Source organism: Micromonospora sp. C28SCA-DRY-2 (genome assembly GCF_030519475.1).
Lineage (GTDB): Bacteria > Actinomycetota > Actinomycetes > Mycobacteriales > Micromonosporaceae > Micromonospora.
This window is the reverse complement of record NZ_JAUMKD010000002.1, coordinates 140,291-158,263: the sequence shown is the minus strand read 5'-3', so window position 1 is coordinate 158,263 and position 17,973 is coordinate 140,291. Positions and strand designations below refer to the sequence as shown.

Below are 17,973 nucleotides of genomic sequence, written 5' to 3'. Positions count from 1 at the left end.
CCGGTCACCGCTCCCGCGCCGGCCACGCCCGGCGGCCTCGGTGCCGGGCGACGGCCGGAACGCACCGGCGGGCGGCCGGTCACGCGCGGCCGGCCGCCCGCGTATCCCCAGGGTGGGCCGGGGACGGGTGAAGCCGGCTCCCCCGGAAGGGGTGAACCGGTCCCGGCCGGGTAACCGGCCGCCGCAGGACCTGGGGGAGTGGACGCGTCCGTGGGGGTGGGGCCGGATGCCGGAGCAGCAGAGCCGAACCGTGGTCGCGGCGGCGGTGCGAGCCCCGGCCGGCACACCCCTGCTGGCGTCCCGGCTGCGTCCGCCCGCGCTGCCCGATCCGGTGCTGCTGCGTCCCCGGCTGCTGGACGCCCTGGACGCCGGGACCGGCGGCCCGGTCACCCTGGTCTCCGCGCCGGCCGGCTGGGGCAAGAGCACCCTGCTCGCCTCGTGGTGCCGGGCGGCCGGTGACGCCGGGCCGGACCGGGCGGAGGGTGGCCCGGTGACCGCGGCGGCCGAGGGGGCGCGGGAGGCGCTGCCGGCCGGCGCCGCGCCGGGGGACTTCGGCGCGGCCGGGGACGGCGCGCCGGACGGCGAACCGCTCCGGGCCGCCTGGCTGTCGGTGGAGGCCGGCGACGACGGGGACCGGTTCTGGTCCTACCTGGCGGCGGCGCTGCGGGCGGCCACCGGTCCGGCCGGGGACGCGCCCGAGCCTCCGGTGCCCGACCGGCCGCCCCGCCCGGACCAGCTGGAACTGCTGGCCGCGGCGCTCGCCGCCCGGGACCGGCCGGTGCTGCTGGTGGTGGACGACCTGCACCGGATCACCGACCCGGCCGCGCTGACCGGGCTGGAATTCCTGCTCCGCCACGCCGGCCAGCGGCTGCGGCTGGTGGTCGGCGCGCGGGCCGGGCTGCCGCTGGCGGTGCACCGGTGGCGACTGGCCGGGGAGCTGACCGAGCTCGGCCCGGACGAGTTGGCCTTCACCGGTGACGAGGTGGCCGACCTGCTCACCGCGCACGGGGTGGTGCTGCCGGCGGCCGGGGTGCGCAGGCTGCGGGAGCGGACCGGGGGCTGGCCGGCCGCGCTCCGGTTCGCCGCGCTGGCCCTGCGCGGCCAGCCGGACCCGGCGCGCTGGGTGGAGCAGTTCGGCGGCGACCAGCCGGACGTCGCCGGCTACCTGCGCGAGGAGGTGCTCGCCGGGCTGGACCCCGAGGCACAGGACGTGCTGCGGCGCACCGCCGTGGCGGACGCCGTCTGCGCCGGGCTGGCCGACGCGCTCACCGGCCGCGCCGACACCGAGCCGACGCTGGCCGCCCTGGCCGGTGCCGGCGGGCCGCTGCGCCGCGACGACAGCCGCCCGCCCTGGTACCGCTGCCATCCGCTGCTGGCCGACCTGCTGCACGCCGAGCTGGCCCGGCTGCCCGCCGACGAGCTGCGCGACCTGCACCGGCGGGCGGCCGGCTGGTACGCCGACAACGGCCGGCCGGCCGACGGGCTGCGGCACGCGCTGGCCGCCGGCGAGTGGGGCACGGCCAGCGACCTGTTCGTCACCCGCTGGCCGGAGCTGGCCCCGTACGACCGGGACGCCCCGGCCGGGCCGGCGCCCGCCGTCCCACCGACCGAGGCGGTGGCCCGGGACCCGGAGCTGGCGCTGGCCGGCGCCGCGGAGCGGGCGCACGCCGGGGACCGGACGGCCGCCGCCGAGCGGTTGCGGCTCGCCGCCGAGCACGCCCCGACGCTGCCCGCCCCGCGCCGGGAGCGGTTCCTGCGCCTGGTCGCCGCGCTGGAACTCGCCCTGGCCCGGCTGGCCGGTGACCACCGGGAGGTACGCGCCGCAGCGGCCCGGCTGCTTGCCACCCGGACGCACGCCGGGATGCCCGGCGCCGCGCCCCGCGGCGACGCGAGTGAGGACGCCGACGTGCGGGCGGTCGCGGAGACCGCGGTCGGCCTGGTCGACCTGGCCGAGGGGGACCTGCGGGCCGCCGCCGCCGGCTTCGGTCGGGCGCTGGCGGCGGCGCGGGAGGCGGGCCGGCCGCGTACCGAGCTGGTCTGTGCCAGCCGCTCCGCGCTGCTGCGGGCGACCCGGGGCGAGCTGCGGGCGGCCGAGGACGCCGCCCGGGCGGCGCTGGCCCTGCCGCCCTGCCAGGGTTGGGCCTGCCGGCTGGACTGCGGCCACGGGTACCTGGCGCTGGCGCTGGTGGCGTTGCACCGCGACCAGCCGGAGGAGGCGGAGGCGAACCTGGGGCTGGCCGCGCCGGCGACCACCGGGGAGCCGACGGTGGCGGCGCTGGCGGCGCTGTGCCGGGCGTACCTGCGGCGCGACGCCGGCGACCCGGGCGCCGGGCTGCGGTTGCTGGCCGAGGCCCGGGAGCGGCTGGCCGACCGGCCCCGGGCCGTCGAGCCGACGCACTGGCTGCTGGCCGCCGAGGCCGACCTGCGCAGCGGTCGGGGTGACCTGGACACCGCCCGCGAACTGCTCGCCGGCCGGGTACGCGAGCAGGCCGACCCGGTGCTGGCGGTGGCGCTGGCCCGGGTCGAGCTGCGCGCCGACGATCCACGCGGCGCCGGGCACCTGCTGCCGGACTGGCAGGCCCCGGAGGCGGCCGACTGGCCGCTGCCGGTACGCCTCGACGCCGCGGTGCTCGACGCGGTGCTGGCCCGCCGGGCGGGGGACGAGCGGCGGGCCGGCCGGCTGCTGGAGGCGGCGCTCGACCTGGCCGGGCCGGACGGCTACCGGCGGGTCTTCACCCGCGCCGAGCCGGGGGTGCGCGATCTGCTCGCCGCGCACCTCGACGCCGGCACCGCGCACTGGCCGACGGTCAGCGACCTGGTCCGGGGCGCCGACGAGCCGACCGGGCGGGCGGCGGCCGAGCCGGCCGCGACGGCGCTGGACGAGCCGCTGACCGAGCGGGAGCTGACCATCCTGCGCTACCTGCAGAGCATCCTGTCCAACGTGGAGATCGCCAGCGAGCTGTCCCTGTCGGTCAACACGGTGAAGACCCACGTCCGCAACATCTACCGCAAGCTCGACGCGACCCGCCGGCGCGAGGCGGTCCGGCGGGCCCGCGAACTCCGCCTCATCTGACCCCGCCCGCACAGACGATCGAGAGCCTTGCGTCACGGTCGACGCAGGGCTCTCGATCGACAGGAGGGGAGAGGCTCAGGGATTGGCGGCGGCGTCCACCGCGGTGAGGAGGTCGGCCAGGTCGTAGGCGTCGTCGTGGCGGACCTCGTTGATGAAGAGGGTGGGCGTGGCGTTGACGCCGCTGCGGATGCCGCTGACGAAGTCCCGCCGCACCCGGTCACCGTGCGCCTGCCGGTCCACCTCGGCGCGCACCTCGTCGATCGGCAGGCCGAGCTGCTCGATGCCGAGCGAGAGGTGGACCGGGTCGAGCTGGTCCTGGTGCTCGTAGAGCCAGTCGTGCATGGCCCAGAACCGGCCGCGCCGGTCGGCCGCCTCGGTGGCCTCGGCGGCGCTCTCCGCGTACGGGTGCATGTTGGCGATCGGGAAGTGCCGGTACACCAGCCGGACCGTGTCCGCCCGCTGGCGGAGCAGCTCGGTCAGGTTCCGGTAGGCGGCGCCGCAGAACCGGCACTGGAAGTCGGCGTACTCGACGATGGTCACCGGTGCGTCCACCGGTCCGCGGACGTGGTCGTGCTCGGTCACGGGGGTGCGCAACCGGGCGGTGACCTGAAGTGGCGTGGTCATCGGACCCCCCGATCGCCGGCGGACCCGGGCACGGCGCGCCCGGGTCGGATCAGCCCGTTCGGCTCAGTCATGGCTCCCAGCCTGGTCCCGGACGGGGTGAGCGCGGCTCACCCGCGACGGGTGGTTCGGCCCCCGGCCGGGACCCCCGGCGGCTCAGCCGAGTACGGGAGCGACCGCGATGTGGTTCTGCACCTCCCGGATGCCGGGCGCGGACCAGACGATCCGCTCCACCTCGGCGCGTTCGGGCATGGAGTGGACCAGGCCGCCGAGCAGCACCGTGTCGCCGTGCACCCGCACCGTGATCCGCTCCGCCTCGGTGGCCCGGTTGCGGGCCAGCGCGTCGACGATCCGCTCGGCGAGCAGGTGCCCGTCCGGCCGTACGTCGGGGCGGACGGTGATCCCGTTGCTCACCCCGCGTACGCCGGTGAGCCGGGCGACCGCCCGTTCGGCGGCCCGTCGCTGGTACTCCCACTCCACCTCGCCGTGCAGGGTCACCCAGCCGTTGGAGACGGTGACGTCGAGCTGCTCGAGCGGCACGAAGGCGTCCCACTCCAGCGCGTGGCCGGCCGCGGCGGCGAGGTCCGGGTCGGCCCGCTCGGCGCCGGTGCTCAGTTGCACGGCCAGGTCGTTGGCGACCGCGCGGACCCGGGTCACCCGGTGCGCCGCCCGCTCGGCCGCCCACTTCTTGGCGTAGCTGTCCACCCGGCCGGTGAGGGTGACCACGCCCTCCGAGACGGTCACGCCGATCTCGTGCGGCTGCACCCGGGGCTCCCAGGTCAACTCGTCGAGGACGGCCGACTGGATGTCCTGGTCGGTACGGGTGATCGTGGTGATGGCCATGTTCACTCCTCCCCGAGATGGCGGGCCTGCGTACGTCACGCCGTCCCCGATCCTGCCGCCGCCGGGGATGAGGCTCCCTCACCCGACCGGGGTTATCCGGATCCGCGCTGTGGGAGCGCTTCCATCCGGCCCGGTAGATCGGTTAGGGTGAGCGCGTTCCTCGGGTGCGGGAGCCGTCGTGCCGGGCAGCGGAGCAGGGGCAGCTCCGCCGTTGCGCACGTCGCTCGTCCCCGGGCGCGCCACCGGCGCGTCTCCGGGCGTCCCCCTGGAGAGGACCGCAGATGCGGAGAAGTTTCGTCGGCGCGGTGGTGTCCGCGCTGGCCGCCACCGCGGCCGTGGTGGCGGTGCCGTTCACCGCCGCCGGCTCCGCGCCGGCCGCCGAGGCGTACGACTGGAAGAACGTCCGGATCGACGGCGGCGGCTTCGTCCCCGGGATCGTCTTCAACCCCACCGAGAAGAACCTGATCTACGCGCGCACCGACATCGGCGGGCTCTACCGCTGGGAGCAGGGCAGCCGGTCGTGGACCCCGCTGCTGGACTGGATCGGTGCCGACAGGTGGGGCTGGAACGGCGTGGTCAGCGTCGCCACCGATCCGGTGCAGACCAACCGGGTGTACGCGGCGGTCGGCATGTACACCAACGACTGGGACCCGAACAACGGTGCCATCCTGCGCTCGGCCGACAAGGGCGCCACCTGGCAGGTCACCGAACTGCCGTTCAAGAACGGCGGGAACATGCCCGGCCGGGGCATGGGCGAGCGGCTCGCCGTCGACCCCAACCGGAACAGCACCCTCTACTACGCCGCCGAGGGCGGCAACGGCCTGTGGCGCAGCACCGACTTCGGGGCGACCTGGGCGAGGGTGGCGAACTTCCCCAACGTCGGCAACTACCGGGCCGACCCCAGCGATCCGAACGGCTACAACGGCCAGAACCAGGGCCTGACCTGGGTCAGCTTCGACAAGAGCACGGGTACGCCCGGCACCGCCACGCAGACCATCTACGTCGGCGTGGCGGACAAGGAGAACCCGGTCTACCGGAGCACGAACGGCGGCGCGAGCTGGGAGCGGATCCCCGGCCAGCCGACCGGCTACCTGGCGCACAAGGGCGTCGTCGACCCGGTGGGTGGCTTCCTCTACATCGCGACCAGCGACACCGGCGGCCCGTACGACGGCGGCAAGGGCGACGTCTGGAAGTTCTCCCGTGCCACCGGCGGGTGGACCCGGATCAGCCCGGTCCCGTCGGACAGCGCGGACGCCTACTTCGGCTACAGCGGGCTGACCATCGACCGGCAGCGGCCGAGCACCCTGATGGTGGCCACCCAGATCTCCTGGTGGCCGGACGCGATCTTCTGGCGCAGCACCGACGGCGGCGCCACCTGGAGCCGGATCTGGGAGTTCAGCAGCTACCCGAACCGCACCAAGCGCTACACCATGGACGTCAGCTCGGTGCCCTGGCTGACCTTCGGCAGCAACCCCGCCCCGCCGGAGGAGTCCCCGAAGCTCGGCTGGATGAACGAGTCGGTGGAGATCGATCCGCACGACAGCAACCGCTTCCTGTACGGCACCGGCGCCACCATCTACGGCAGCACCGACCTCACCCGCTGGGACACCGGCGGGCAGTTCACCATCCGGCCGATGGTGAAGGGCCTGGAGGAGACAGCGGTGCTCGACCTGGTCAGCCCGCCGTCCGGGGCGCCGCTGGTCAGCGCGCTCGGCGACATCGGCGGCTTCCGGCACACCGACCTGGACGCGGTGCCGCCGATGATGTTCACCCAGCCCACCTTCACCAGCACCACCAGCCTCGACTACGCCGAGACGAAGCCGGCGGTGATGGTGCGGGCCGGCAACTTCACCGACGCGGACCGCCCGAACGACAGCCACGTGGCGTTCTCCACCGACGGTGGGGCGAACTGGTTCCAGGGCACCGAGCCGGCCGGGATCAACAACGGCGGCACGGTCGCCGCGGCCGCCGACGGCAGCCGGTTCGTCTGGGCCCCGGGCGATGCCGGCCAGCCGGTGGTGCACAGCGTGGCCTTCGGCACCTCGTGGACCGCGTCGACCGGCATCCCGGCCAACGCGACGGTCGAGTCCGACCGGGTCGACCCGAACCGGTTCTACGGCTTCAGCGGCGGCAGGCTCTACGTCAGCACCGACGGCGGGGCGAGCTTCACCGCCTCGGCCGCCACCGGCCTGCCCGCCACCGCCAAGGTGAAGGCGCTGCCCGGCAAGGCGGGCGAGCTGTGGCTGGCCGGCGAGGGCGGGCTGTGGCGGTCCACCGACGCCGGGGCCAGCTTCGCCAGGCTGGGCAGCGTGAGCACCGCCGGCAACGTCGGCTTCGGCAAGGCCGCGCCCGGGCGGACGTACCCGGCGCTCTACCTCTTCGGCACGGTCGACGGCCAGCACGGCGTCTTCCGCTCCGACGACACCGGCGCGAGCTGGGTCCGGATCAACGACGACCAGCACCAGTACGGCAACGCCGGCGACGCGCTCACCGGCGACCCCCGGGTGTACGGCCGGGTCTATCTCGGCACCAACGGCCGCGGCATCCTGGTCGCCGACCGGCTCGGCGGCGACCCCACCCCGACCCCGACCGACCCGACGCCCACCCCGACGGACCCGACGCCCACCCCGACCGGCCCGACGCCGACGGCGACCGTGACCCCGCCGCCCGGCGGGTGTTCGGCCAGCTACCGGGTGACCGGCTCCTGGCCGGGCGGCTTCCAGGGCGAGGTGGTGGTCCGCAACACCCGCCCCACACCGATCACCGGCTGGACGGTGGACTGGGCCTTCCCCGACGGCCAGCGGATCACCCAGCTCTGGGGCGGTACGCACACCCAGACCGGCCCGGCGGTCACGGTCCGCGACGCCGGCTGGAACGGCGGACTCGGCGGGGGCGCCAGCACCACCGTCGGCTTCCTCGGCAGCTGGACCGGCGCCAACGGCCCACCGCTCGCGATCACCTGCACCAGCCGCTGACCCCGGCGGCGGGCGGCCCGGAGCGCCCGCCGCCGGTGGTGCGGCGCGGACTCCGGTCCGCCGGGGCGGCCTGAGGGGTCCGGCGCCCCGGCGGCCCGGGCTCCGGCCGGGTCGCCCGGACCGGCGGAGTCCTCGGGACGCGCCTAGGCTCGGTGGCCGGAACGAGGGAAGGGGATCACCCGTGAGTCCGATCAGGACGGCCTACCTGACCGCCGCGCGCTCGGCGCTCGACCTGCTCGCCGATCCGGCCGTGGCGGCCCGGTGGGACGAGCCCAGCGCGCTGGCCGAGTTCGCTGTCGGCGGGCTGGCCGGCCATCTCGCCGGCCAGCTGTTCCAGGTCTCGACGGTGCTGGCCGAGCCGGTCCCGCCCGGCGATCCGGTCGGGCTGCTCGACCACTACGCACCCGCCCGGTGGATCGGGACCTCGCTGGACGACGAGATCAACGTCGGCATCCGCCGGGCCGGCGACGAGGCGGCGGCGGACGGGCCGGCGGCCCTGGTCGACCGGGCCGCCACCACGCTGGGCGAGCTGGCCGAGGCGCTGCCGGCACAGCCGGCGGACCGGGTGGTGCACCTGGCCCGGGGGCCGTGGTCGCTCACCCTGGACGACTACCTCACCACCCGGCTGATGGAGATCGCGGTGCACTCCGACGACCTCGCGGTCAGCGTCGGCGTACCCACCCCGGAGCTGCCCGCCGAGGTGATCGACCCGGTGCTCTCCCTGCTGGCCCGGCTCGCCGTACGCCGGCACGGGCAGCCGGCGGTGCTGCGGGCGCTCAGCCGCGCCGAGCGCGCCCCGACCGACATCACCGCCTTCTGACCCGTCCCGCCGCAGCCCACGCACGTTCACCGAAGGAGTGGCCATTCCGTGCGGGATGGCCACTCCTGCTCTGTTCGAGGCACCGGGAGCGGGCCCGGGAGGGTCCGTGCCGGGGGGTCAGCCGTCCAGGCCGACGGGGGAGTTCGGCCGGTCCACGTCGACGAACTCGATGTCGTCGGCGGCCCGGTCGCGGCTGCCCGCCGCCCGGGCGGCGGTGCCGGCGGCCCAGCCGATGGCCGCGCCGGCCAGCGCGGCCGCGATCAGCAGCGTCCAGGGCAGCGCCGGCCGGCGGCCGGCGAGCGCGTCGAAGGCCAGGCTGGCGCGGCGGCGGGCCTCGTCCGCCGCGGAGCCCACCAGGTCGCCGGCCCCGTCGGTCAGCCCGGAGCCGCCCCGCCGGGCCGACCGGGCGGTGTCGCGGACGCTGTCCCCGGCGGAGCTGACCGCCGAGACGAGCTGCTGCCAGGCCTGGTCAGCGATCCGCTCGGGCTTGCTGCGGCGGTCCAGCAGGTTGGTTCCGAACATCGTGGTTACCTCCTCGGGGTGCCGAAGTCGGCCGGCCACTTCGGACTCCGGCGTCTGTCCGGCGCGTTACGGTTCGCCTCCATCGCCAGTGCCCCGACCGTGGCCGGCGCAAACCCGGCGCGCGGCCCGGCGCCGGCGGCGCGCCCGGCGTCCCGCCGCCGTCCGGCGGGACACCGCCGCCGCGGCCGGCCGGGCGGCCCCGACGGGACACCGCCGCCGCGGCCGGCCGGGCGGCCCGACGCGGCCCGCGAGGACCGGCGCCGACCCGGCCCGCGAGGACGGGCGCCGTCGCAGCCCGCAAGAACTGCGCCGAGACGGGCCGGGCGGCCCGACGCGGACCGCGGGGAGCGGGGACGCGGCGGGCCGCTGCCGGCGGTCACGCCCGGCGCGGGTCAGTGGTCAGCGCAGCACCACGACCGCCGCCGGGCCGCGGGCGAAGTCGTCGTCATCATCGTCGTCATCGCCGCCGCCACCGAACCCGCAGGCCAGGACGAGGGCGAGCAGCGCGCCGACCCCGGCCAGCGCGGCAAGTCTCCTGAGCATCGATCGTCTCCTCCGTCGCAGTCGGCTACCTCCCCGCCGATGCTAGGCGCGGGGGGCAACGCCGGGGCCGCAAGCACGGGGGCGCGCCCGGCACGGAGGAGTTCGGCGGCGGTGGTGCCGGCCCGTTACCCTGGGACGGCGACGCGTGGGCGTCCGCCGATCGTTGGGGAAATAGAATACGAAAAGTCCGGATAAGGGCGATTTGGTATGCCCGGATCCGCGAATTGCTCATCCCGAGGGGTGGCGACCGAGGCCGTGAGAGGAATACTCTCGGTCGCGGCCCGCGTACTGATGAGGCGCCCGTCGGACGGGCGAGTGGAGGTGCTCGCGTGAGCCTGTCGATCGTGAAGTCGGTTCTGTCCGGTGGTGTCATCGAGATCGCCCCGCGTGGCGAGATCGACGTCGACACCGCGTACGAGGTGCGCGAGGCGATCGCCGAGGTGCTGGCCAAGGGCCGGCCGACCCGCATCGAGCTCAACATGCGCCTGGTCACCTTCATCGACTCGGTCGGCATCAGCGCCATGGTCGCCGGCTTCCAGACCGCCGAGGTCAGCGGCGTCAAGCTGGTCGTCACCGAGCCCAGCCGGTTCGTGCACCGCCAGCTCTGGGTCACCGGCCTGCTCGGTCTCTTCGGCGCCCCCGAGCCCTACTACGCCGGCGCTCCCGCCCCGGAGGTCCTCCCCGGCGCCTGACCACGCGGCCGACCGGCCCGACCGCGCCCGGGCATCCGGGAGGGCGAGCCGGCGACGTTCAGCCGCCCGGTTCGGCCGCCGCGTCGAGGCCGGAGAGGTCGATGTCGCTCACCTCGGTGACCGCGCGGATCGCCGTCACCGAGGCGTACCCCTCGGCGAGCAGCGCCAGGTCCGTGCCGGGCTGCACCGACTGTCCCGGCTCCTCCAGCGAGGTCCGCACGTACCCGTGCCCGGACTCGGCCACCGTCATCTGCACCTGACCGAAGCTGGCCAGCGCGCCGCGGCGCACCCCGCGCAGCCGGCCGGGCGGCAGGTCCGGCGCGTTCACGTTGAGCACGCTCTCCACCGGCCCGGCGGTCAGCCGGGGGAGCAGGTCGAGGGCGACCAGGGCGGCGGTCGCCCAGTGCCGCTCGGCGTCGCGTACCCGGGCGGCGGCGGCCACCGCGGCGCCGCCACTGGCGGCGGTCGCCTCGCCGGCCGAGAGCACGTCCAGCGAGACGGCCATCGCCCGGCAGCCGTTCGCGGCGGCGGTGAAGGCGGCGCCGACGGTGCCGGAGTGCAGCACCGCGCGGCCGGCGTTGGCACCCCGGTTGATCCCGGAGAGCACCACCGACGGCGGCGGGCCGAACGCGCCGTGCACGGCGATCAGCGCGATGAACCCGGGCGAGCCGCCGACCCCGAAGGCGGGCACCCCCGGCAGCTCCGGCAGCGGATGGTCCTGGACCACCACGTGGCCCTCACGTTCCACCGCTGTCATCGAGGCGCTGGTGCCGCTCGCCTCCTCCAGCGGGGCGGCGACCACCACGTCCAGCCCCCGGTCCACCGCCGCCCGGGCCAGCGCCTGGATGCCGGGCGCGGCGATCCCGTCGTCGTTGGTCACCAGCACCCGCAGCGTCATCGCTCGGCCGCCCGCTCGGCCAGCTCGTCCGGGGTGGTCCGCTCCTGCGGGCGGCTGCCGGCCGGCACCAGCCGCACCCGGTCGACCAGGCCGGTGATCGAGTCCAGCCGGCCGGTGCCCAGGCCGTGCCGGGTGACGTTCAGCGCGCCGGCCGCCGCCCCGGTACGGATCGCGGTCCGCACGTCGCCGCCCCGGGCCACCACGGCGGCCACCCCGGCGGTCATCGAGTCACCCGCGCCGCGCGGGTCGGCGGCCTGCAGCCGGGGCATCTCCACCTCGAACGCCTCGCCGTCGACCAGGGCGAGCGCGGGCTGCTCGGCGCGGCTCACCACGACGTTCTCGGCGCCGCCGGCGTGCAGGTCGTACATCGCCCGGGTGAGCTGTTCCTCGTCCGCGCCGGCGGCCCGCCCGTCGGCGATCAGCTCCTCGTGGCTGACCTTGAGGAAGAACACGCCGCTGTCCAGCACCGCGGCGAGATGCTCGCCGGACAGGTCGACCACCACCCGGGCGCCGTTGGCGCCGAGGTCGGCCGCGAAGCGCCGGTACAGCTCGGCCGGCACCAGCGACGGTTCGTTCGGCCCGCTCAGCACGCTCACCGGCGCGCGCAGCCCCTCGCCGAGCGCCAGGTTGTAGAGCTCGTCCAGCTCGTGGCGGCTCAGCGGCTGCCCGGGCACGTCCACGATCTCCCGGCGGGCGCCGTCGCGGCGGTCGTGCACGTAGCCGCCGCTGCCCGACTCGCGGACCACCACCTTGAGGTCGACGCCCTCGCTGACCAGCAGCGGCTCCAGCACCTGGCCGATCTCGCCGCCCAACGCGGTGCAGAGCACCACGTCCACGCCGAGCGACATCACCATGCGGGCCTGCCAGACGCCCTGCCCGCCCGGGTGCAGGTGCAGCTCCGGCTGGTCGCTCGGCTGGTCCACGGTCACCGTCAGCCGCGGCGTCGGCGCGAAGACCATCACGTGTTCGTTCATCCCTGCTCCGCGCTCCGTCGCCGACACGGTCGGTGATCCCTCATCAGCTGACCGTATCCGGGCGGCGGGCCGCCGTCCGCCGGTCCGGCTGGCGTGTCGCCGGGCGTTGCCAGGCGTGCCCGCGGTGGGCGACGATCGTCCGACCAGTGACGGTGGGGAGACGGTGTGCTCAAGCGGGATTCCTTCAGTTACACCGTCCAGGCCCGCTGCCCGGTGGCGGAGGCGGCGGCGCTGCTGGCCGATCCGACCCGGCAGGCGGAGCTGCACCCGTTGATCGTCCGGGTCCGGCGGGTGCGGACCCGGCCCGGCGCCCAGGCCAGCTACGCGATCACCGACCGGCTGGCCGCCGGGCCGCTGCGCTTCCCGGTCACCTACCGGGCGGACGTGCTGGTCGCCGCCACCGACGAGATCGTCACCGTCGCGCGGCAGTGGCCCGCCACCACTGTGCGCAACCGCACCCGGCTGCGGGCCGAGCCGGACGGGGTGCGGATCGACGTGGAGATCACGCTGACCGCGCCGGCGCCGCTGTTCGGCTACGCCTTCCGCCAGGCCCGCTCGGCCCACCTGGGGCTGGCCGCCCGGCTCGGCGCGGTGCTCGACCGCGGCGCGGCCGACCCGCCGGCCCCCGGCTGAGCGTCCCCCACCTCCGCCAGTCGGCGGACCCGCCGCAACCCGCGCGGGCTCAGCGGACCGCCGCCGTGGTCGGGCGCCGCGCGGGCCTGCCGGTGGCCCGCCGCAGCCGGCCCCACGGTTTGTACGTGGAGAGCACGGTCGCCACGATCAGCAGGGTGGTGGAGACCGAGGGGGCGACCACCAGGTCGATCCGGTCCCGCACCGGGAACGCCGCCCCGGCCTCCCCGGCGTGCCGCAGCGTCGGGCTGAGCTGGAACAGCACCAGCCCGGTCATCACGGTGGTGAGCAGGAACTTGACCAGCACCCAGCGGTGCCGCAGCAGGCCCCACGGGGTGAGCAGGGCGCTGGCCACGCCGACCAGCCAGACGGCCACGCTCAGCGGGGCGAAGAGCACGGTGCCGACCAGCGCGGAGATCGGGTAGACGGCGGCCGGGTCCGCGCCGCGCAGCACGGCGACGCCGAGCGCGAGCAGGACGAGGTCGACGCCGAGCCAGCCGAGCGAGGTGACCAGGTGCAGGGTGAGCAGGGCCTTGCGGGCGGGAGGCGAGAGTCGGCTCATACCGGACGATGGTGCCGCCGTGGCGGGCGGCGGTCGTCGGGCCGCTGACGACACCCGGCCTACGTCCCGGGGCGTAGTGCCGGGCGTGGCGGCCCGTCCGTCCGGCGTACCCGGTGACTCGCCGCGGGGGCGGGTCACCGGGGCCGGGCGTCAGTACACCGACAGGTGCACGTGGTTGGTGTGGTCGCTGGACGGGTCGCCGCCCGCCCCGCTGTACGACTTCCACCCGCTGCTGGGCAGCCAGATCTGCCGGTACCAGATCACGTAGAGCACGGCGAGCCGGTCGGCGTTCTTGATGAAGAACGCGGCCAGGTTGTTGCCGTACGTCTTGTCCCCGCCGGTGGCGTCCCCGCCGAAGCCGCTCTTCTGTGCCGCGAAGTCGCAGGCCCGGCCCTTCGGGTGCTCGCCGGAACCGCCGGAGCGGTAGCAGGAGACGTACCGGGTGAAGCCGGCCGCCTTGGCCTGGTTCAGCGCGTGCAGGGTGCGCGGGGTGATGCAGCCGTTGGCCGGCGTCGGGTCGTTGACGCTGCACGACTCGGACGGCCAGGAGCCGTCGGAGTTGCGCGGGGCCGGCTTGGCCGTCGCGGTGGAGGTGCCCCGGTTGGAGGTGTCGCCGGAGGTTTTCGCGTTGGCCACGGTCAGCGCCCGTTCGGCCTGCTCCTTGCGCTTGGCCATCAGGGTGACCTGCTTGCGCTGCTCGCGGATCTCGCCGTCCAGGGCGAGCTTGGTCCGGTTGGCCTCGTCGCGGGTCTCCTGGAGGTCGCGCAGCGCCCGGTCCTCGTTGGCCGCGACCGCGTCGAGCGCGGCGGCCCGGTCCATGAAGCCCTCCGGGGAGTTGCTGTTGAGCAGCGCCGAGGCCGCCCCGAGCCGCCCGGCGCGGTACGCCACGCCGGCGATCTCGCCGACCTTGCTGGTGCGCTCGGCCAGCTCACGCTCGGTGGCCTGGAGCTGGACGCCCAGGTCCTTCTGCCGCTTGACCGACTTGTCCAGCGCCGCCTTGGCGTCCAGGTAGCCCTTGCTGGCCGCCTCCAGCTGGGCCCGCAGGGCGGGGGTGCCGCCCTCGGAGTCCTGCCCGGGAGCGGCGGCGAGCAGGCCGGCGGTGGGTGGTGCGGCGCCGGCCGGTGCGGCGGTGACCGGCGCGATGGCGACGCCGACGGCGAGAGTGGTGACGATCAGTGCCGCCATCCGGGCGACGGTACGTCGTACAGGTGCCACTACTGGCATGCAGATGTCCTTCCGTCAGCCGCCGACCGGGTTAGCTGACGGGTTCGGGACGGAAGATCCCTACCGCTGACGCGGATGCACCCCAGGAACATGGTTCCCCGGCTCGCCTTGTCGGGCGATTAGGCGGCGGCCGCCGCCGGCACCGGTGCGTGCCGCCTGGCGGAGGCCGGAACAGAGCCTACCGGTGCCACCGTGACCATTGCAGCGGATGTGACTGACGGTGCCTGCGTGGTCACGGGAAAATCCGGCATAGAGGCACAATACACACCCAGATTTAAGGTTGTGCTCATTACCACTCAACCGACCCGCAGACCCCGGGGGCCGCTCCCGGCTCGATTTGCAACGTCGCGTGCTCGATCCGGAAGTCCTCGTGCAGGGCGGCGCGGGCCGCGGCGAGGACCCGGCCGACGTCCGCGCCGGGAGTCATGGTCAGGTGCGCCGAGGCCACCTCCATGCCCGAGGTGAGCGTCCAGACGTGCAGGTCGTGTACGCCGGCCACGCCGGGCACCGCGGCCAGCCGGTCGTGCACCGCGGTGACCTGGAGGTGCTCCGGGGCGGCCTGCACCAGGATGCGCAGCGCGGCCCGCCCGAGCCGCCAGGTGCGGGGCAGGATGAACAGGCCGATGCCGACCGCCACCAGCGGGTCGGCCCACCACCAGTCGGTGACCGCGATCAGCAGCGCCGCCCCGATCACGCCGAGCGACCCGAGCAGGTCGCCGAGCACCTCCAGGTAGGCCCCCCGTACGTTGATGCTCTCCCGGGCACCGGAGCGCAGCAGCGCGAAGGCGGCCACGTTGGCGAGCAGGCCGAGGACGGCCACCACCAGCATCGGGCCGGCCAGCACCTCGGGCGGGTCGCCGAACCGGCGTACCGCCTCGACCACCACGTAGACCGCGACGCCGGAGAGCAGCACGGCGTTGGCCAGCGCGGCCAGCACCTCCAGCCGGTAGAGCCCGAAGGTGCGCTGCGGGTCGCCGGTCGCCCGCCGGGTGGCGGTGATCGCGGCGAGGGCCATCCCGATGCCGAGCACGTCGGTGAACATGTGCCCGGCGTCGGAGAGCAGGGCCAGCGAGCCGGTGCGGAAGGCGGCCACCGCCTCCACCACCATCAGCGCGGTGAGCAGGCCGAAGGCGCCCCAGAGCCGCCCCCGGTGATGGTGGGCCGCGTTCACCGCCCCGTGGTGGTGGTCATGACCTGCGCCCACGCGAACACCCTCCGCCGCCCGTCCGGACCCGGTCAAATATATGCTCACATAGCTATGTATGCAACTGTCGGGCCACGCGGACCCGGCCGGGCGACCGGCGCCTCGGGCTCAGCCGGTCGGGTCGATGGTGGTCAGCCGCTGGGTGGCCCGGGAGAGCGCCACGTAGAGGGTGCGTACGCCCGAGCCCGGATCGGCCCGGATCTCGCTCGGCCCGACCAGCACCACCCCGTCGTACTCCATGCCCTTGGCCTCCAGGCTGGTGACCACCTGGAGCCGGGGGGCGCCCAGGCCGCCCAGCCAGCCGGCGACCTCGTCCCGGCGCGGCACCGGGGTGATCACGCCGACCGTCCCCTCCACCTCGGCGAGCAGCGCGGAGGCCGCCTCCACCACGGCGGTCTCCAGCTCGGCCGCCGGCACCACCAGCTCGACCGGGTCGACCCCGGTGGAGCGGACGGCGGTGGGCAGCGGCAGCTCGGGATAGAGCCGGCGGATCTCGGCAGCGGCCACCGCGAAGATCTCCGCCGAGTTGCGGTAGTTGGTGGTGAGCGTGAACTGGTGCCGCTTGCGCCGGCCCAGCGCCTGGTCCCGGGCCCGGGTCAGCTCCTGCGGGTCGCCGGTCCACGCGGTCTGCGCCGGATCGCCGACCACGGTCCAGGACGCCAGCCGGCCCCGCCGGCCGATCATGCGCCACTGCATCGGCGAGACGTCCTGCGACTCGTCGACCACCACGTGGGCGTACTCCCGGTAGTCCTCCGGGCGCTGCCGGGCCGCCTCGCGGGCCGCCCGCTGCCGGTCGGCGAAGGTGCTCAGCTCGCGCACCCCGCCGGCCAGCTGGAACGGGTCCCGCTTCGGCCGGGCCGGGCGCACCGGCTGGCCGAGCAGCGCGTCCAGCTCGTCCAGCAGCGCGACGTCGGCGATCGTCAGCCCCTCGCCGTCCAGCGTCCGGTACGCGGCGGTGAGCAGCCGGATCTCCCGGCCGGAGAGGATGCCGCCGGCGTACCGGCGCAGCCGCTGCGGGTCGGCCAGCCAGCCGAGTACGTGCCGCGGGTGCAGCCGGGGCCACCAGGCCTTGAGGAACTCCCGGAACTCCGGTCGGTCGGCCAGTTCGTCCTCGAACGCGCGCTGCTCCGGCAGCCGGCCGATGTTCAGCCGGCGGGCCTGTGCCCAGAGCGCGGCGAAGACGCCGTCGAAGCCGGCCCGGCGCACCTCGTTGCGGCGGGCGCCCCGGGGCAGCGCGCGGTCCTGGATGGCGTCCAGCTCGGCCCGCTCCAGCCGGAGCAGCTCGCCCCGGTAGAGCAGCCGCAGCTCGGCCGGTTGGTCCGGCACCGCGTCCCGGACCGCGCGCTCCAGCACCCGGCGCATCCGCAGCGAGCCCTTCACCGCCGCCACCTCGGGCGGGTCGGTGCGGGTGGCGGTCATCCCGGGGAAGAGGCTGCCCAGCGAGCGCAGGGTGGCGGTGTCCTCGCCGAGCGACGGCAGCACCGAGGCGATGTACTCGACGAAGACCGTGGACGGGCCGACCACCAGGATCCCGCCGCCGGCGTACCGGCTGCGGTCGGAGTAGAGCAGGTACGCGGCGCGGTGCAGGGCCACCGCCGTCTTGCCGGTGCCCGGGCCGCCCGACACGATCGTCACGCCGGAGCCGGGGGAGCGGATCGCCTCGTCCTGCTCCCGCTGGATGGTGGCGACGATGTCGCGCATACCCCGGCCGGTGGCCTTGGAGAGGGTGGCGAGCAGCGCCCCGTCGCCGACCACCGCCATGTCGGCCGGCGCGGCGGCCGGATCGAGCAGGTCGTCCTCGATCCGGGTGACCCGCTCGCCCGACGACTGGATCATGCGGCGGCGCACCACGTTCAGCGGCTGCGCCGGGGTGGCCTGGTAGAACGCGGCGGCGGCCGGGGCCCGCCAGTCGACCACCAGGGTGGCGGCGTTCTCGTCGCGGATGCCGAGCCGCCCGACGTGCAGCACCTGGCGGTCGCGCAGGTCGAGCCGGCCGAAGACCAGCCCCTCGTGCTCGGCGTCCAGCACGTGCCGGCGCTGGGCGGCGTGGAAGACCATCGCGTCTCGTTCCACCAGCGCGCCGAAGTTGCCCACCCGGGCGAGCCGGTAGCCCTCCCGTTCGGCGCGGACCGCGGACCGGCGCAGTTCCGCCAGTCGGGCGTACACCCGGTCGAGATGCCGCTGTTCGGCGGCGATCTCCTGTTCCAGGGTGGTCTGGTCGGTCAACGCTCGGACTCCTCGGACGGCGGTGGGCGGCCGCGACGGGGCGAGTGGCCGCGCGCCGGGGCTGACCGGGTGAGGGTACGGCAGCGCCGCGACCGGCGGCGGAGGCGTACGCGATCAGTGACCCGGGTGACCCGTTCCCGACGGCCGGGCGGGGCGACCCGCCGGC

15 protein-coding genes and 1 riboswitch are annotated in these 17,973 nt (G+C 75.6%); of the genes, 5 read left to right on the top strand and 10 right to left on the bottom strand.

Features of this window, described 5'->3' with window-relative positions:
* Nucleotides 1-226: 226 nt before the first annotated feature.
* Nucleotides 227-3,073 carry a LuxR C-terminal-related transcriptional regulator gene (locus Q3W71_RS09150; RefSeq protein WP_302918889.1) on the top strand — a complete coding sequence of 949 codons (2,847 nt, stop codon included), beginning with the start codon at nt 227-229 and terminating at the stop codon, nt 3,071-3,073.
* A 75-nt stretch (nt 3,074-3,148) separates the two neighbouring features.
* Here the strand turns inward: Q3W71_RS09150 and Q3W71_RS09145 are convergent, their stop codons facing one another.
* Both Q3W71_RS09145 and Q3W71_RS09140 read right to left on the bottom strand, forming a co-directional pair.
* Nucleotides 3,149-3,697 (bottom strand): thioredoxin domain-containing protein, encoded by a 549-nt coding sequence (locus Q3W71_RS09145; protein ID WP_302918888.1) that lies wholly within the window; start codon nt 3,695-3,697, stop codon nt 3,149-3,151.
* A 153-nt stretch (nt 3,698-3,850) separates the two neighbouring features.
* Nucleotides 3,851-4,537, bottom strand: coding sequence for a BON domain-containing protein (locus Q3W71_RS09140; RefSeq protein ID WP_302918887.1), 687 nt, complete (start codon nt 4,535-4,537; stop codon nt 3,851-3,853).
* Nucleotides 4,538-4,818: 281 nt separating this feature from the next.
* On the opposite strand from Q3W71_RS09140, the gene Q3W71_RS09135 reads away from it, so the two are divergent.
* Together Q3W71_RS09135 and Q3W71_RS09130 are read left to right on the top strand one after the other, a co-directional pair.
* Nucleotides 4,819-7,512 (top strand): cellulose binding domain-containing protein, encoded by a 2,694-nt coding sequence (locus Q3W71_RS09135; protein ID WP_302918886.1) that lies wholly within the window; start codon nt 4,819-4,821, stop codon nt 7,510-7,512.
* A 181-nt stretch (nt 7,513-7,693) separates the two neighbouring features.
* Complete coding sequence (locus tag Q3W71_RS09130) at nt 7,694-8,332, top strand: maleylpyruvate isomerase N-terminal domain-containing protein (RefSeq protein ID WP_302918885.1); 639 nt, start codon at nt 7,694-7,696, stop codon at nt 8,330-8,332.
* 117 nt (nt 8,333-8,449) lie between these two features.
* Here Q3W71_RS09130 and Q3W71_RS09125 read toward each other — a convergent pair whose 3' ends face one another.
* Entirely contained in the window at nt 8,450-8,854 is a 405-nt protein-coding gene (locus Q3W71_RS09125; RefSeq protein WP_088992537.1) for a hypothetical protein, read from the bottom strand.
* 399 nt (nt 8,855-9,253) lie between these two features.
* The gene (locus Q3W71_RS09120; RefSeq protein ID WP_302918884.1) at nt 9,254-9,397 is read right to left on the bottom strand and encodes a hypothetical protein; all 144 of its coding nucleotides are present in this window, start codon (nt 9,395-9,397) and stop codon (nt 9,254-9,256) included.
* Between the two features lie 329 nt (nt 9,398-9,726).
* On the opposite strand from Q3W71_RS09120, the gene Q3W71_RS09115 reads away from it, so the two are divergent.
* Complete coding sequence (locus Q3W71_RS09115) at nt 9,727-10,089, top strand: STAS domain-containing protein (protein WP_088992538.1); 363 nt, start codon at nt 9,727-9,729, stop codon at nt 10,087-10,089.
* 58 nt (nt 10,090-10,147) lie between these two features.
* On the opposite strand, the gene surE is transcribed toward Q3W71_RS09115, so the two are convergent.
* Nucleotides 10,148-10,987, bottom strand: coding sequence for a 5'/3'-nucleotidase SurE (gene surE / locus Q3W71_RS09110; protein ID WP_302918883.1), 840 nt, complete (start codon nt 10,985-10,987; stop codon nt 10,148-10,150).
* Nucleotides 10,984-11,961 carry a 1-phosphofructokinase family hexose kinase gene (locus Q3W71_RS09105; protein ID WP_302918882.1) on the bottom strand — a complete coding sequence of 326 codons (978 nt, stop codon included), beginning with the start codon at nt 11,959-11,961 and terminating at the stop codon, nt 10,984-10,986. Before Q3W71_RS09105 ends, surE begins: the two co-directional genes overlap by 4 nt.
* Nucleotides 11,962-12,126: 165 nt before the next feature.
* Here Q3W71_RS09105 and Q3W71_RS09100 point away from each other — a divergent pair, with 165 nt between their 5' ends.
* On the top strand, nt 12,127-12,594 hold the full coding sequence (locus Q3W71_RS09100) for an SRPBCC family protein (protein ID WP_302918881.1): 468 nt from the start codon (nt 12,127-12,129) through the stop codon (nt 12,592-12,594).
* Nucleotides 12,595-12,643: 49 nt separating this feature from the next.
* On the opposite strand, the gene Q3W71_RS09095 is transcribed toward Q3W71_RS09100, so the two are convergent.
* The 4 genes from Q3W71_RS09095 to Q3W71_RS09080 all read right to left on the bottom strand — a co-directional run bounded on the left by Q3W71_RS09095 (nt 12,644) and on the right by Q3W71_RS09080 (nt 17,807).
* Nucleotides 12,644-13,153: a hypothetical protein gene (locus tag Q3W71_RS09095; RefSeq protein WP_302918880.1), complete on the bottom strand. Its 510-nt coding sequence runs from the start codon at nt 13,151-13,153 to the stop codon at nt 12,644-12,646.
* A 150-nt stretch (nt 13,154-13,303) separates the two neighbouring features.
* Nucleotides 13,304-14,377, bottom strand: coding sequence for a hypothetical protein (locus Q3W71_RS09090; protein WP_302918879.1), 1,074 nt, complete (start codon nt 14,375-14,377; stop codon nt 13,304-13,306).
* A 4-nt stretch (nt 14,378-14,381) separates the two neighbouring features.
* Nucleotides 14,382-14,513: riboswitch (cyclic di-AMP (ydaO/yuaA leader) on the bottom strand.
* Between the two features lie 153 nt (nt 14,514-14,666).
* Nucleotides 14,667-15,581 carry a cation diffusion facilitator family transporter gene (locus Q3W71_RS09085; RefSeq protein ID WP_302918878.1) on the bottom strand — a complete coding sequence of 305 codons (915 nt, stop codon included), beginning with the start codon at nt 15,579-15,581 and terminating at the stop codon, nt 14,667-14,669.
* Nucleotides 15,582-15,689: 108 nt separating this feature from the next.
* Entirely contained in the window at nt 15,690-17,807 is a 2,118-nt protein-coding gene (locus Q3W71_RS09080; protein ID WP_302918877.1) for an AAA family ATPase, read from the bottom strand.
* Nucleotides 17,808-17,973: the final 166 nt, after the last annotated feature.